The organism is Nonlabens sp. MB-3u-79, from assembly GCF_002831625.1.
GTDB lineage: Bacteria > Bacteroidota > Bacteroidia > Flavobacteriales > Flavobacteriaceae > Nonlabens.
Genome location: NZ_CP025116.1, coordinates 2,647,815 through 2,664,250 on the forward strand (window position 1 = coordinate 2,647,815; position 16,436 = coordinate 2,664,250).

The following is a 16,436-nucleotide window of genomic DNA, read 5'->3' on the forward strand; positions in this document are numbered from 1 at the left end:
TTCGGTTTGTATTTCCTAAATTAGTTGCTGAAATACGCAACGAAATCATACACCAACAGGTTATGTGCAAGCGGTAAAAAATTCCTGCTTATCCAAAAACAGAATTCAAATGAAGAAAATATTATTTCTAATTCCCCTGATAATTGGATGTACATCACCGAAAGAAAAATCGGAACTCGACAAACTTGCGAAATATGAAGGGAATTATGAATATGTAAATAAAACTACGCTGGACATTATTGCCTCTGAACTTGACACAACGCTTTATGCTGTAGTAGATAATGCAAAATATCCTTTAAAACATATCGCTTTAGACAGTTTTGTGAATATCGCAAACATTCCTGTCGTTTTTGAACGTGACAAATCGAATCAAATTATTGGTTATAAAACTGACGGACAAAAATTTAAACTAATATCTTCTGATATTGAAGAAATGGAAATGTTCCCAAGAAAAGAACTTTTCCAAAACCCAGACAACTACGTATACCAAAAACCAAAAGAAACTTCTGATGGATTGAAAACAGGACTTTTAAAAGAAGAATTCAATAATCCTGAACCAATAATCAATATGGTAAAAGAAACCATAAAAGGAAATTTTCCCGATGTTCACAGTATATTGATTTACAAGAATAACAAATTGGTGCTTGAAGAATATTTTTATGGTTACGATGAAACAACACCACATCAATTAAGGTCTGCCACCAAACCTTTCATTGGTGGAATTCTTGGAATAACGGTTGACCAAGGATTTATAAAAAGTGAAAAAGATAAACTATTGCCCTATTTAAATTCGAGATATGCAGAAATTGCCAATTTGGACAAAAGAAAAAAGGAAATTACAATCGAAAATTTCTTAACGTATCGACACGGAATAGATTGTGAAAACAATAATCCAGAAAGCAAAGGAAATGAACAATCAATGATGCAAAGTAAGGATTGGGTAAAATACACGCTGGATTTACAAATGATTGGAGAACCTGGTGTATCATCATCTTATTGTACAGGTTGTGCTTTGACTTTAGGAAGTTTAGTTGAAATAGCAACAGACAAGAAAATTGAGGATTTTGCTAAAGAGAATTTATTTGAACCCTTGGGAATATTGAATTATGAATGGACTTTTGAACCAAATCAGGCTAGTTTGAATACTTTCAGTCAAATGTATTTTACACCAAGAGACTTGATTAAATTAGCAAAATTATTTAAAGATGGCGGTAAGTGGAAAGGCAATCAAATAATATCAAAAAGTTGGATTGATAAGACATTTAATATGGACAAAGGAGATTACGGCTATCTTTGGGAACATAAATATTTTGTAGTTGACGGACAAACATATAACTCGTATTTAGCTTCGGGAAACGGAGGACAAAAAATCAATATTTTGCCTGAACTCGATATGATTACAGTATTTACTGGTGGTAACTATAATTCCTATCAATTGTACGGTAAAAGCACGCCGCCAAATGAAATGATACCGAACTATATATTAAAATCCGTAAAATAAAGCCTGCACACAACACCTTGTATATTAAATGGCAAGCACTCGCCTAGCCTTCGACAAGCTCAGGACAGGCTTACGAAAATCCTCTCGGATTTTCTATTCGGTTTGTATTTAATACATTAGGTGCTTAAAGCACGCAACAAACCATATACAAAAACCTTATAATCAATTAAATATAATCATAATGAAGAGATTTAATTTTAAAGAAATACTTGAAATTACTTGCCGCCTTTATGTATTCTTTTTTCTAACCGCCTATGGAGTGGGAAAGGTTATAGGAGGACAGTTTTATACTGCTGCAAGAATGCCCGATGGTTTGGAACTTATGCCAATAGGACAAGTTTCAGACTTTGATTTGGCTTGGGTTTTCATGGGGCGATCTTTTGGATATATACTTGTCATAGCTCTTGCCGAAATCCTTGGAGCAGTTTTATTGCTTTCTAATAAAACCAAACTAATAGGAACCCTTATTTTAATTCCAATTATGGTAAATGTAATTGTATTCGATATTTTTTTCCTGGACGAATACGGTGCATTGGCAGGAGCAACTATATACTTATTCATGCTCTTTGCAATCCTTGTTATCAACAAAGAAAAAATGGTCGCTGTTTTTAATGACCTCATAAAAAACAAGAAATCGCCTAAGACATCCTCCAAAGAAAAAATCTACAAATATTTGATAGTTGCAGCTATAATCGTTTTAATTTTCATGACAGATCAATTAATAGTGAACTTCCTAGGGTATGGAAAAGGATAATAAATAACTGATTACACCAAAGGACGGAGGTGTAAAACAACTCTTTTCTTCATTAATTTGAGACCCTAATATTCTAGGCTCTTAGATTCATTCATTTGTTTCTGGAGCCTTTTTTTAATATTGCTTTCGCGAAAGCGAGAAAACCAGACACCTCATTTTTGTACTGATGCCGACCTGTTCAACTTACCCCCTGCATCAAAGACCTCTTTACTGATGTCCACTCCTAAAGTTTCTGTATACTTATTCATAAATATTGATTTATAAAAGAACTAGCTACTGGCGTTTCCACAACTTAAAAACGAGATCTTACCATACTACAGAGCTGAACGAACCTAAGAGTAGTGAAATAGAGCAGATTATCAATACTGTCGAAGTCTAGGCTTCACTGTATACCAAAACCTAAATGCTCTCTTTTTCTTTTTCTAGTTTGTATCTAAATTTAAAGAGAATCAAACTTGAGACGTGTATAGTTCATAGCTAATGAGTTGCTTAATAAAAGTTTAAACATATTTTCAAGTCCGCCAATTTTTATAATGTGGCTTTTTGAAAAAAAAGGCAATAATAAAATTAAAAAACTGGCTTTAGCTTAACCGAAAAGTAATTGCTATTTTGCGCGCTACGTGAAATATACATCACAGTTAGCCTTCATTAAAACCAATTATTACCAATTATTACCAATGATAAAATTCTTTAGAAAAACTAGACAGAACCTACTTACAGAAGGAAAAACTGAAAAGTATTTAAAATACGCTATTGGAGAAATTTTATTAGTTGTAATAGGAATAATTATAGCATTACAATTGAACAATTGGAATGAAACACGAAAGAAACAAAACCTTAAAAATGAGTACTTGGTATCATTAAAAAATGATTATCGAAAAGACACCGTACAATTAAGTGATAGAATTTACCAAAACAAAAAAAGACTCAAAGTTTTAATGCATATTTATCCCGATTCATTAAGCACCTCTGTTACAAAACCAGAAGAGTTCATTTCACTATTCAAAAACAAATTTGGGAAAGGATTAAGAGTTATTAATACGTACAATACCAATAGCTTTAATTTACTAATCTCTAGTGGAAACATAGATTTGTTAGATAAACAGTTTCGAGAATCCATAATGGAACTAAATAGACTCCAGGTATTTGAAAATCAAGTTTCATTAGGTAATCGGGATTATTTTTTCAGATTTATGTCAAACTACTTCCTTAAATATCCCGCAGATACTCCATTTAACTCAATTAACCAAATTTTATGGAATGGTATAGAAACTAATGAACTACCGAAGGATTTAATGGCATATTTTGGTCAGGAACGATATACAATAGAGAGGTATTTAGAACTAAGCAGAGACGTCTTACTTCAAACCGAACTAGTGTTAAAACTATTAGAAGACCTTGAAAATTAATAATCTGCGAGAACACTTAGACGAAGTATAAGAACTAAAATAGAATCTTATACAAGTAAATAACGAAAGGCTAACAACGTGTAAAAATAATTGCTCTGTTCTTGCCTACTCGGAAAATCCTACGGATTCCCATCTGGTTCGTTCCATTTTGTGTAGGTTTGACGCTTAATAACGTAATTATACTTAAGCAAACCGTTAGTGGTCATTACCATGAACGAACCTTAAAATAATTAACCAACTTAACAAATATGACTACAATAAAGAAATCATTCTCTCCTTTAAAGCCTTCTGACCGAATACAATCTCTTGACATTATGAGAGGCATTGTATTACTTGGAATTCTTTTAATGAATATTAATGGTATGGGGCTAGCCGGATCTTATGGAGATCCAACTGTTTCAGGCGGTGCTACTGGATGGAACCTTACTACTTGGATTACTACAGAATTATTTTTTTCAGGTACTATGCGAGCCCTTTTTTCGCTATTATTTGGAGTAGGTATGTTTATATTTCTAGATAGGCTTGAGAAAAAAAAAGCAGGAATAAATGCTGCAAACATTTATTTTAGAAGACTTCTTTGGTTACTGGTTTTCGGATTAATACACGGGTATTTATTGCTTTGGACAGGTGACATTTTATATGATTATGCTCTAATGGGTTTTATAGTGTTTTCATTTAGAAAGTTGCCTCCTATTAAATTAACACTTGTAGCATTATTACTCTTTTCAATTGGCGCGCTATGGAGTTATGCAGATTATAAAAATGATATAAAATTCGTCGAAGACCTAGAACTTGTAAAAAACTATAAATTAGAAGGTACAACAGTATCAAAAGAACTTCAAGGAGTTGATATGAAATGGGAAAAGCGGGAATGGAAAAGATCTCCAGAAGGCATCGCTGAATACAATGCTAATATGCGAAAAGGATATTTAGATGTGGTAGCTTTTCTTGCTCCTGAAAATCAGCGAACCGATACAATGAATCCTTACAGATTCCAATTATGGGATGTTCTTAGCATGATGTTATTAGGTATTGCTCTTTTTAAATGGAAAGTTCTTTCAGCTGAAAAATCGTATAAATTCTATGGTATAATCACTTTGTTGGGTTATTTGATTGGTCTTAGTGTAAATTATTATGAGATTCAATCAATCATGGAAAGTAACTTTTCGCCCTTAAACTTTTCTAAGTCATATATTACATACGATTTAGGAAGAGTCCCTGTTGCCATTGGTCACGTTGGTGCCATCATGCTGTTCTGTAAATTGCCTGTTTTGAAATGGTTAAAAAGCAGTCTTGCTGCTGTAGGTAAAATGGCACTAACCAATTACATAATGCATTCAGTTTTTGCCATGTTTATTTTCACGGGTGCAGGATTTGGGCTGTTTGGAACATTCCAACGTTTTGAATTATTATACATCGTATTTGGGATATGGATTTTCCAATTATTTCTAAGCCCAATTTGGTTAAAGTATTATCAATATGGACCATTGGAATGGATGTGGAGAAACTTAAGTTATTTAAAAAAGCATCCTTTCAAGAAGTAGAGTTAAGCAACATCTAATTCTTTTTAATAGAGCGGTCTTTATTAAACTAATAGTATATATCAAATAAAAGTAGCACAATATGCTATAGAAAATTAGAATAACGCAGCGCTAACAATATATAAAATTAATTGCTAGTTCTAGCTTACTTACATAAATCCTCTCGGATTTTCTATTCGGTTTTTATTTGCTAAATTAGGTGCTTAAAACACGCCACTAATCAGACAAAAGACCGCTGTCATTAATTAAAAAAAAATATGAAAGCACATATAATTACTTTAGTCTTTATATTTATTTGTGGATTTGGTTTTGGACAATCTGAATGTGATACTACAATTGACTACGGGAATAATCCTTCTACAGGAAAATATGCCCAAGTTAATGGAATCAAAATGTATTATGAAACTTACGGGGATTCAACTAAACAACCATTATTAATAATCCACGGAAACGGAGGCTCAGTTAAAAGCGGTCGATGCCAAATAGAGTATTTTAAAAATGATTATTATGTTATAATTGCAGATAGTAGATTTCAAGGGAAATCAGAAAACGGAAATGAAGAATTAACATTTAAGTTAATCACTGAAGATTATAATTCGTTTATAGATCATCTAAAATTAGATTCAGTCTACATTATTGGTCAAAGTGATGGTGGAATTATTGGTTTACAACTAGCAATTAAATACCCATCGAAAGTCAAAAAACTTGTATCAATCGCCCCTAATTTGAGACCTGATAATTCCGCAGTTCATCAATGGGCTATTTCTATGACTAAGAGAGACCTGAATGAGATAGAATTAAAGATAAAACAAGGAGATAACTCAAAGAAAACTATTAGAAATAAAGCGTTATATAATTTAATGGATAAGTATCCTAATATTACTAATAAGGAACTTTTTAACATTGAATCTCCTGTTTTAATCATAGCTGGAGATCAAGATATTATTAAACTTGAGCATATTCTTGAAATATATCAGAATATTCCAAAAGCACAATTATTTATAATGCCAGGTGCAACACATTTTATGATAAGAAGTGAACATAAACTTCTGAATCAAATGGCCAACAGGTTTTTGAGTAATCCATTTAAAAGACCAACAACAAAAGAAATAATATTAAATAACAAATAAAACTACAGGCAACACCTTATAAAATTAATTGCTAGTTCTAGCTTACTTACATAAATCCTCTCGTATTTTCTATTCGTTTTTTATTTGCTATAATTAGTTACTTGAACACGCCACTAATCATACAAAAACACGTTGAAACAAGCTGAAAAATGAAAACTGAAAACAAATTAATAAGCACTAGTTTACTGACTGCAATTACGGCTTCTTTATGTTGTATTACACCAGTTTTAGCAATTATAGTAGGTACAAGCGGAATTGCTTCAATATTCTCTTGGATTGAGCCATTTAGACCTTATTTGATAGGACTAACAATTTTAGTTCTTGGATTTGCTTGGTATCAAAAACTAAAACCTAAGAAAGAAATTGACTGCGAATGTGAGACCGATGAAAGACCGAAATTTATTCAATCAAAAAAGTTTTTAGGAATTGTAACCGGGTTTGCAATTCTTATGTTAGCTTTTCCATACTATTCGGGAATTTTCTACCCAAAAACAGAGAAACAAATAATGGTAGTTGAAAAATCAGACCTATTTACAACAGAATTTAAAATTAGTGGAATGACCTGTGCGAGTTGCGAAGAACACGTTAATCACGAAGTAAATAAACTCAACGGAATTGTAAACTCAAAAGCGTCATACGAAAATGGAAACGCAATCATTGAATTTGACAGAACTAAAACCAATGAGGCGCAAATTGAAAAAGCAATTAACTCTACAGGTTATAAGGTAACCGACAAGGAAGAAAACTAATGGAAGTTCAATTAAAATCAGAAATTACTTGTCCAAACTGTGGACATAAAAAAGTAGAGGAAATGCCAACAAACGCTTGTCAATTTTTTTACGAATGTGAGAATTGCAAAACAGGTCTGAAACCAAAAGAAGGAGATTGTTGCGTTTATTGTTCTTATGGAACTGTAGCTTGTCCACCAATTCAAGAGAATAAAAGTTGTTGTTAAATAACTAGTTGCCAACAACATGTGTGATTAATTGCTTGGTCACTGCCGACTTCTAAACATTCCTTCGGAATATTTTATCTGTGATTTATTTACTAAATTAGAGGATTAACTTCTATTAAAACACAAATACGTTGTAGGATAGGTGAAAAATTAAAACTTTCAAGTATGAAAATTCAAAACCTTAGTCAAAAATTGATTAACGCTCATCTTGTTTCAGGTAAGATGAATCCCGGTAACGAAATCGCATTAAAAATTGATCAGGTATTATTACAAGATGCTACAGGTACTTTAGTAATGCTGGAATTGGAAGCCTTTAATTTAAAAAAGATTAAAGCAGAGGTAGCAGTTCAGTATGTGGACCATAATCTACTTCAAACGGATTATAAGAACATGGATGATCATATCTTTCTTCAGTCAGCCGCTGATCGCTTTGGATTTTGGTTTAGTAAGTCTGGAAACGGCATTAGTCATGTTGTACATATGGAACGTTTTGGTAAACCGGGCCAAACCCTATTGGGCTCAGATAGCCATACTCCTGCAGGAGGTGGCATTGGAATGCTTGCTATGGGTACAGGTGGCTTAGATGTAGCACTGGCTTCGGCAGGTGAGCCATATTATATTAAAATGCCGAAAATCATGGGCATCAAGCTCATTGGAAAGCTGCCGGACTGGATAAGTGCTAAGGATATTGTTTTAGAAATGCTTCGCAGGTATGATGTGACTGGAGGGCGAGGATATATCTTAGAATATTATGGTGAGGGCTTGAAGTGCTTGAGTGCTTGGGATCGTCATGTTATAACAAATATGGGTACGGAGTTAGGTGCTACTTCTTCTGTATTTCCTTCAGATGAGATCACCCATGAATTCCTACGAAAAGAAGGAAAAGAAAATGACTGGGTTAAACTGGAAGCCGATGAAGGAGCATCCTACGATCATTACGAAGAAATAAATTTATCTGAACTAGAACCTTTAATTGCACTTCCCAGTAGCCCGGGGAAAGTTGTCCCAGTAAGGGAAGTTAGCGGATTAAAAGTTGCCCAAGTCGTTATTGGCTCTTCTGCCAATCCCGGACTGCGTGATTTTTGGATTGTATCTCAAATTGTAAAAGGAAATGTGTTGTCTCCCAATATCTCATTCGATGTCAATCCATCTTCTCGTCAGGTCTTGGAAAACTTAATGGAAATGAAGGCTCTAGGGCCTTTAATTGCTGCAGGTGCAAGACTTCATCAATCCGGTTGTATGGGATGCATTGGTATGGGACAAGCCCCTGCTACCAATACCATTAGTCTCCGAACGATGCCTCGTAATTTTCCCGGACGTTCAGGAACACTCGAAGATCAGGTCTATTTATGTAGTCCAGAAACCGCAGCCGCCGCAGCACTAATAGGGGAAATTACTGATCCGAGAGAACTCGAAACACTCAGGAATATATCATATCCTAAATGGGAAGAACCCACCCATATTAAGATAAACAACAATATGTTAATTGCTCCTAGTGGTAAATCTACTGAATTGTTGAAGGGGCCGAACATTAAAACACTTCCCGATTTTGAAGAGCTTCCAGATGAAATGGAAATTCCTATTTTGTTAAAAATGGATGACAATATTTCAACCGATGGAATACTAAAAGCAGGGGCCGATGTGCTGCCTTTACGTTCAAATATTCCAGAGATAAGCAAGTTTGCTTATTATGCCATTGATCAAAGCTTTTATGATCGCGCCATTGAAAATCAAAAAAACTATAAAGGCTTTTGTATTATAGCTGGTGATAATTATGCCCAAGGCTCAAGCAGAGAACATGCGGCTTTGGCTCCCAAGTATTTGGGGCAAAAGTTTACTGTCGCTAAATCCTATGCCCGTATTGGCTGGCAAAACCTAATTAATTTTGGTATTATTCCTTTTGAGTTTAAAAACACAGATGATTGGGACAAACTGGAACAAGGGGATGTTTTACGGATAGAAAACATTAGGAAAACAATCAAAAACAATGATTCAATAACTGCCACTGTAGTTGGAAAAGGAATAGAAATTCAGCTGGCATTCAACATCAGTAACAGACAAGTTGAAATCATTTTAAAAGGAGGTATTATTAATTATATGAGGAAAATATGATTTGAAATATTGTCGTTTTTCAGGTTATGTTTTAATAACAAAGTAGTATAAACACGTTCTACAATACCGTGTATAATTTATGGCTAGCCCTCGCCTACTTATGAAAATCCTATTGGATTTTCTATTCGGTTGGTGATTTGATAAATCATGTGGTTAAAACATTCTATAAACCACATACAACCTCTTTGTTAACGATGCTGCAATTCATCCTCTTTAATATCCTCTAGCTTTTGTAGCTCTTGCAATATACATAACAACCTTTCAGCAGTTAGCGCCTATTCTTCAAGGAATTCTCAGTGCCAAACTTTACGCAATCACTCAAAAAGTCAAGTATTATTTGGCCCTCTTCTTACTTTATTTTACAAGTAATTGTTTTTATTCTTTGTTAATTAATCCTCACAGTTACAACAACGTGTATATTGCATTTAAACAAACTGCAAACAATACATAATTAAAAAACAAAGCGTTTAAAATTTTTACAATATGAAAATAATATCACTCTTATCATTAATATGCTGTTTCAGTTTTATTTTTGAAGCAAAAGGACAAGCAGCATATCCTCCAATTATTGACGGAGCAGAGAAAATTACATATAAAACTGTTGACGGAATCAAATTGAATTTATGGATGTTCACCCCAAAAAACCACAAAATAACGGACAATGCTCCTGCCGTAGTATTTTTCTTTGGAGGTGGCTGGAGAGAAGGAAATCCTGCTCAATTTGTAAAACATTGCGAATATTTATCGGCGAGAGGAATGGTTGCAATAGTTGCAGATTATCGAGTGAAAAACAGGCACGGGGTTCCTGCTAAAGATTGTGTGTCGGATGCCAAGTCAGCAATTCGTTGGGTTCGAAAAAATGCTTTGGAATTTGGTATAGATAGTAATAGAATTGCAGCAGGAGGCGGTTCTGCTGGAGGTCATTTAGCTGCGGCATGTGCCACTTTACCAAAGTTTGACGACGGAAATGAAAATATATCCATCAGTTCAAAACCAAATGCCTTGGTTCTTTTCAATCCGGTTCTAGTATTACTACCTATCACTGGAGAAAAAAAATTCAATGAAAAACTGGACGGTTTGGAAATAAGGATAGGAACAAAACCTATGAATCTGTCACCTTACCATAATATGATTGGTAATATACCCCCAACAATTATTTTTCATGGAACAGGTGATGAAAACGTACCCTTTATGACGGTAAAATTGTTTACAAAAAAGATGCATAAATTAGGCAACGAATGCACACTAGTTGCCTACCAAGGAGAACCGCATGGATTCTTTAATTACGGAAAAAAATCAAATGCCTTGTTTGTTGATACCGTTCACAAAATGGATGAATTCTTGGTTTCATTGGGCTACCTTAATGCACCCCCAGAGACATTAGTTATTTCGAATTAATATAGAATTGTAATTCTAATTGCACTAGAATTTAATATTTTGTGTAAAAATGTAATTCTTCGTGCTGTATATGAAAGCTTTTAACCCGATTAAACTGTGAGGCCGTTTGATCAGAAATGACGACAAAATATACTACTGCCCCAACAATTTTACACCCTAACTAATACAACCTGAATCTGTTAAAGTTGGATATGGTTTACATCGTTATATAACATTAAATATTACATATACTGAAATGATTAATTCTGGACAGATCTGATTACTCAATGAGGAACTCCGGATCTCATTGGCAGAATTAGATAGGACAAAAGATTCCTATATCATTATCAATGCACAAACTGTCAACAGTATTTTTGCCCAGAGAAAAGAGGTGGAAAAACACTGGAATCTTACACAGCTTAACTTTGTTGCATCACTTGGGGTCGAATCAAACGATGAAGACCTTTTAAAAGGTTTGCGACTTGAAGTGAATTTAGTGATGGATGGATATAGTTGGAATTTCAATATTATTGATAGATACGAAGAAATATAATAATAAAAAAAACAGCGCACTTATTTCTCTTGTTGATCTTCTACTAAAAAGATTTGGATAACCATATTTGAATCACATAAAAAAGGATAATAACATTACGACAACCAACACTTTATAAATGCGCAATGACTCAGTTGACCGCTAAAGCTATCATTTGTATCTTTCTGACAATTAATAATGATGAGGCGTAGACTCAGGACTTTTAATCAACACTTCACTTACCTTCAAAACATTAATATAAGCTGAAAAATGAACAGAATCTTAATAATTAACCAATCCTTAAAACCCACAATTAATTTAAATATTTTAAAATACGCGTTTCTAGTTTTAATTTTTATTTCTTCCTGCAAGGAAAAAGAAATAAATTTAAAAACAGTCACTTATTCACAATTTGAGCTGTTTATTAATGAGACAGGCTATATTACAGATGCTCAAAAATATGGATGGTCAATAGTCCAAATCGACGTTTATAATTTCAAAAAAGTAGCTAATGCTTGTTGGAAAACCCCCGACGGAATTAATAAAGTTGCCTCAAGAAAACTTCCTGTTACACAAGTAAGTTATAATGATGCTTTAGCTTATTGTAAATGGGCAAAAAAAAGACTTCCTAGCTATAACGAATATTGGAAAATTGTAAAAAATGACAACCGTATAATTGTATCTGAGAATAAACTTCCAATCTCTGAAGTGGACAATGTAAACATTGTAGGTAATGTATGGGATATTACTAAAAACGAAAATAATGAATCTATAAGACTAGCTGGAGGTTCTCTTTTTTGCTCTGAAAGCAATTGTCACGGGACTATTAAAGAAAGAGAATTATTTGTTGACAAGGAAACTGGAAATATTCACATAGGTTTTTCTGTTCTAGATTTATAAAATAAAAGCCTATGCCTAGCAACGAGTATTCTCAATTGCTAAATTATAATACTTAATAAAATAAAAATAAACTTCTGATACGTTTTTTTGTTGAATTAACTGTTTAACCATGCAACTAATCATTTGCAAAATATTTCTCACATCCAAATATTCAGCGCATTGTTTCTTTAGATTATTTTATGAAACCATACAAGTAAGTGCATTTGCAATCACCTTTAGCCACGTTTATTGTATATGCATTTCAATAATTTCTTTCTTAAACAATATGTTTTAATTTTAATCTGTTAATAAAAAGCATATAACACGACTTATGTACCTAACTCCTTACCTCCCTCAATACATAGTCGAACCATTAGTTTCAATGAGAGGTTTTAATGATAAATACACTTAGCTATGAACAAAAATATGAGAGGATTTTTACTTACTTGTACACTATCAATACTGGGTGCGAATCTATCTGTAGCGCAAAGTATTGTCGCTCATATAATGACAGCTGCAGATCGCCATAAGCTGGGAGGAGACAATGTAATGGCAACTGCTCAAACATCCAATTTTGAAGCTAGAACTTATGTGAATAATGAGAATGATACATTGCTTTATCGATTATTAAGACCCATAAATTACGACCCTAATAAAAAGTACCCTTTGGTCATATGTCTGTCGGGATCCGGGGGACGTGGAACTGATAATATAAGACAAATTGCGGGTTGCTGGCCAGCTCAAATTCTATCAAAACAAGAAAATAGAGAGAAATACCCAGCATTTATTTTTGTGCCACAATGTCCCCAGGGGTCTGACTGGGGAAGGTCTCTAGGAGTAAGCGAGAAAGAAATCCGATTTAAACTTGGGAGTTTTACCCAACCGAGTGTTGATTCCATAGTTCTAGAAGCTATTAGCACTTTGGAAAAAGAGTTTAATATAGATATAAAAAGACGTTATGTAACCGGACAGTCAATGGGGGGTTATGGGACTTGGCATTTCATATTAAATCATCCAGAGATGTTTGCAGCAGCCATACCGATTTGCGGAGGAGGCAATCCTAGTCTTGCACAAAATATCGTTAATTTACCTGTCTGGGTTTTTCATGGTCAAAAAGATAGCGCCGTTCCTGTAGACTTTTCACGAAATATGGTTGAGGCTATAAAAAAGGAAGGCGGAGACCCAAATTATAATGAGTTTTCAGGAGCCTATCATGTCGTTTGGCCTCTTGCATATGATACTCCGGGTTTGCTCGATTGGTTATTTGCTCAGAATAATAATTAACTATAAAGAAACTAACAAAAGATAAACACCAGCTAAACATGAAACAATTATACCCTATTATACTATTCTTGACACTAATTTTTCCTACCCACTCTTATAGCCAAGCAATATTCAATGATAGCCTTTCTATGGGCAGCAATTATGAAAAAGCTGCATTTCGAATTTGGATAAATGACAGCACCCAATTTATTGAAGGAGTTATTGTGATCGTCCCTGGATCTAATGGCGATGCTCGTGCTAATATACTAGACCCAGCCTGGCAGAAGTTGGCTACCAAGCATAACTTGGCTATTATGGGGTGTAATTTTATAGATAAGAGACATGAGAATATGATGATTGAAGAATATGCTTATGCACCTAATGGTAGTGGACAAGCTTTGCTTAATGCCTTATCCAATTTCTCTATTCAAAGTAAACATCCAGAGTTAGAATATGCTCCTCTTGCACTCTGGGGGATGTCGGCAGGTGGGCAATTCAACTACGAATTTGTATGTTGGAAACCTGAGCGTGTAATTACGTTTGTTGTTAACAAAGGCGGTGTTTATTATACTTCTCTTTCTCCTGCAAAAAGCTGGGAAGTGCCTGGAATCTTTTTTACTGGAGATCTAGACACGCCGTATAGAAGTAATATTATAAAAGGGATTTTTACAATTAATAGAAGGTTCGGAGCTAAATGGGCTTTAATCGAAGAACCTAATATGAAACATCGAATAGGCAGTTCACAACAATTTTCCATTGAATACTTCGATGCTATTATTCCAAAACGGTTGAAAGAAAAAAACATCTTATCTTCACTATTAGATAAAGGTATTATTGGATCATTAAAATCAAAAAAAATAATTAAAGACGGTCAAGATATAAATGACGTTACAAACTGGTTTCCAAATAAGTCGTTAGCTGAGAAATGGTTGTCACTTGTAAAAAACGGTAAGTAACCTGACCTGTGAATGAATGGGGTTTCATCGGACAGGATAAAGTGTGGATTGGAAAGTTAGCCACAAATCGTAAATTTAAAAAACAGCCATGCTTTGACTAGACAGAAAGGTTAGCACCTTCTGTTCCTCACATTTTATAGCCAAATGTTATACATCGTGCCAAAAATTAAAAAAAACAAAAGGAAGTTATGAATTTAGTACCAAATAAAATAAACCATTCTCTTTTCTTAAATAGTTGTCTTGTATTGCTTATATTGTTAAGTTCAGCTTCATGTTCAGTAAAAGGGAAGGAAAATAAACTAGACCAAAGACCTAATATAATATTGTTAGTAGCTGATGATTTGGGTTATGCTGATTTAGGTTGTTATGGTGGTGATATTGAAACTCCAAATATTGATATGTTAGCCGCTAGTGGTTTACGATTTAGCAGTTATCATACCGCTCCTTTATGTGCCCCAACAAGAGCTATGCTCCTTTCTGGAAACGACAACCATATTGCAGGAATGGGAAGACAAGGTCTCACAACTGACGAATTTGGTTATGAGGGAAAATTAACGAGCCGAATAGCAACTATTCCTCAAATTCTAAGCAAATCTGGTTATCATACCTACATGGCAGGTAAGTGGCATCTTGGCGAAACACCTGAGGCAAATCCTCATCAAAAAGGGTTTGAACATTCATTTGCAATGCTTGATGGCGCAGCTAATCATTACAATGATCAAGGATTATTTGAAGGAAATCCAATTTCTCCATATACAGAAGATGGTATGCCAGCTACATGGGAGGATGGGGACTTTTCAACGGATTTTTATACTGATAAATTAATTGAATATATCAACAGACATAAAGAAGATAAAAAACCTTTTTTTGCTTTTGCTGCCTATACTGCTCCGCATTGGCCATTACAAGTAGATGAGAAATATTGGAAAAAATATGAAGGTCGCTATGATGATGGATATGATAAACTGAAACAAAAGCGACTTCAGAGTCTTAAAAAGGCTGGTTTGATTCCTGAAAACACAGTGCTTCCTCCAAATCTTGAAAGCATTAAATATTGGGAATCCTTGTCTGAAAAAGAAAAAATGAAAGAGTCCAGAAAAATGGAATTATATGCCGGAATGGTTGATAATTTAGATTTCAATGTTGGTCGTTTAATACAGCATTTGAAAGAGATGGGAGTATATGAAAATACTTTAATTGTATTTATGTCTGATAACGGAGCAGCAGGTAATGACTTTTATAATAATGATAGATTCGGGCCATTCATTCGAGAACATTTCAATGACGACTATGAAAATATGGGGCAACCGAATTCCTTTATATCCTATGGAGCTCCATGGGCTGAAGCAGGGTCTTCCCCTTTTCGACATTTTAAAGGCTTTACAACAGAAGGGGGCATGACCTCTGCAATGATTATCTCAGGACCTAATGTGGAAAGAAAAAATGAAATCCATCATGGATTAACCACGGTAATGGATATTGCTCCTACTTTTTATGAAGCGACAAATACTGAATATCCTAAAATATTTGAAAATAATAGTTTATATCCTCTTAAAGGCAGTTCCATTATACCACTGGCTAGAGGAGAATCAGAAGAAGTGCATCCCTCAGATTATGTATTTGGCTTCGAACATAACAATAAGGCAATGATAAGAAAGGGGAAATGGAAAATAACCAATGACAAAAGACCATTTAGTATTCAAAATTTTGAACTATTTGATCTTTCAATAGACTTGGGGGAGCAAAATGATCTCAAGGAATTGGAACCCAATAAATATGAAGAATTACTCATGGAATGGTCTAAATTCTCCGAAGAAATAAAGGTCCAGGTACCAACTCCTTCAGGTGGTGATTGAATGAAATTAAAATGCTAGAATACGCAACAAAGTATAAAAAAATAGACTTGGAATAGATTTAAAAAAAAGCTTTTTTTTATGGGCTTCTCTAGGGTTTAGAAAGTGACAATAAACAATATTTAAATAATATTGAGTTTTATAATGAATTCGGAAAATCCTAAAAAATTCTCT

Annotated in this window: 14 protein-coding genes; all 14 read left to right on the forward strand. The window is 34.0% G+C overall.

What is annotated here, in order from left to right; translation table 11 throughout:
* Positions 1 to 109: 109 nt before the first annotated feature.
* The 14 genes from CW736_RS11765 (at position 110) to CW736_RS11830 (ending at position 16,265) form a co-directional block, all read left to right on the forward strand.
* A complete protein-coding gene (locus CW736_RS11765; RefSeq protein WP_101014287.1) occupies positions 110 to 1,501 on the forward strand; it encodes a serine hydrolase domain-containing protein in 1,392 nt (463 codons plus the stop codon).
* Between the two features lie 181 nt (positions 1,502 to 1,682).
* The gene (locus CW736_RS11770) at positions 1,683 to 2,255 is read left to right on the forward strand and encodes a hypothetical protein (RefSeq protein WP_101014289.1); all 573 of its coding nucleotides are present in this window, start codon (positions 1,683 to 1,685) and stop codon (positions 2,253 to 2,255) included.
* A gap of 677 nt (positions 2,256 to 2,932) precedes the next feature.
* Positions 2,933 to 3,664, forward strand: coding sequence for a DUF6090 family protein (locus CW736_RS11775; RefSeq protein ID WP_157810952.1), 732 nt, complete (start codon positions 2,933 to 2,935; stop codon positions 3,662 to 3,664).
* A 248-nt stretch (positions 3,665 to 3,912) separates the two neighbouring features.
* Entirely contained in the window at positions 3,913 to 5,208 is a 1,296-nt protein-coding gene (locus tag CW736_RS11780) for a DUF418 domain-containing protein (RefSeq protein ID WP_101014294.1), read from the forward strand.
* Positions 5,209 to 5,462: 254 nt separating this feature from the next.
* The gene (locus CW736_RS11785; RefSeq protein ID WP_101014296.1) at positions 5,463 to 6,335 is read left to right on the forward strand and encodes an alpha/beta fold hydrolase; all 873 of its coding nucleotides are present in this window, start codon (positions 5,463 to 5,465) and stop codon (positions 6,333 to 6,335) included.
* A gap of 149 nt (positions 6,336 to 6,484) precedes the next feature.
* Positions 6,485 to 7,084, forward strand: coding sequence for a mercuric transport protein MerTP (gene merTP / locus CW736_RS11790; protein WP_101014298.1), 600 nt, complete (start codon positions 6,485 to 6,487; stop codon positions 7,082 to 7,084).
* The gene (locus tag CW736_RS14290) at positions 7,084 to 7,290 is read left to right on the forward strand and encodes a GDCCVxC domain-containing (seleno)protein (protein WP_101014301.1); all 207 of its coding nucleotides are present in this window, start codon (positions 7,084 to 7,086) and stop codon (positions 7,288 to 7,290) included. Before merTP ends, CW736_RS14290 begins: the two co-directional genes overlap by 1 nt.
* Positions 7,291 to 7,455: 165 nt before the next feature.
* A complete protein-coding gene (locus CW736_RS11800) occupies positions 7,456 to 9,402 on the forward strand; it encodes an aconitate hydratase (protein ID WP_101014303.1) in 1,947 nt (648 codons plus the stop codon).
* Positions 9,403 to 9,885: 483 nt separating this feature from the next.
* On the forward strand, positions 9,886 to 10,800 hold the full coding sequence (locus CW736_RS11805) for an alpha/beta hydrolase (protein WP_101014305.1): 915 nt from the start codon (positions 9,886 to 9,888) through the stop codon (positions 10,798 to 10,800).
* Positions 10,801 to 11,086: 286 nt separating this feature from the next.
* On the forward strand, positions 11,087 to 11,332 hold the full coding sequence (locus CW736_RS11810; RefSeq protein WP_101014308.1) for a hypothetical protein: 246 nt from the start codon (positions 11,087 to 11,089) through the stop codon (positions 11,330 to 11,332).
* 249 nt (positions 11,333 to 11,581) lie between these two features.
* Complete coding sequence (locus CW736_RS11815; protein WP_101014310.1) at positions 11,582 to 12,211, forward strand: SUMF1/EgtB/PvdO family nonheme iron enzyme; 630 nt, start codon at positions 11,582 to 11,584, stop codon at positions 12,209 to 12,211.
* A 393-nt stretch (positions 12,212 to 12,604) separates the two neighbouring features.
* On the forward strand, positions 12,605 to 13,474 hold the full coding sequence (locus CW736_RS11820) for an alpha/beta hydrolase-fold protein (protein WP_101014312.1): 870 nt from the start codon (positions 12,605 to 12,607) through the stop codon (positions 13,472 to 13,474).
* Between the two features lie 38 nt (positions 13,475 to 13,512).
* Positions 13,513 to 14,409, forward strand: coding sequence for a hypothetical protein (locus tag CW736_RS11825; protein ID WP_157810953.1), 897 nt, complete (start codon positions 13,513 to 13,515; stop codon positions 14,407 to 14,409).
* Positions 14,410 to 14,597: 188 nt separating this feature from the next.
* On the forward strand, positions 14,598 to 16,265 hold the full coding sequence (locus tag CW736_RS11830; RefSeq protein ID WP_101014317.1) for an arylsulfatase: 1,668 nt from the start codon (positions 14,598 to 14,600) through the stop codon (positions 16,263 to 16,265).
* Positions 16,266 to 16,436: the final 171 nt, after the last annotated feature.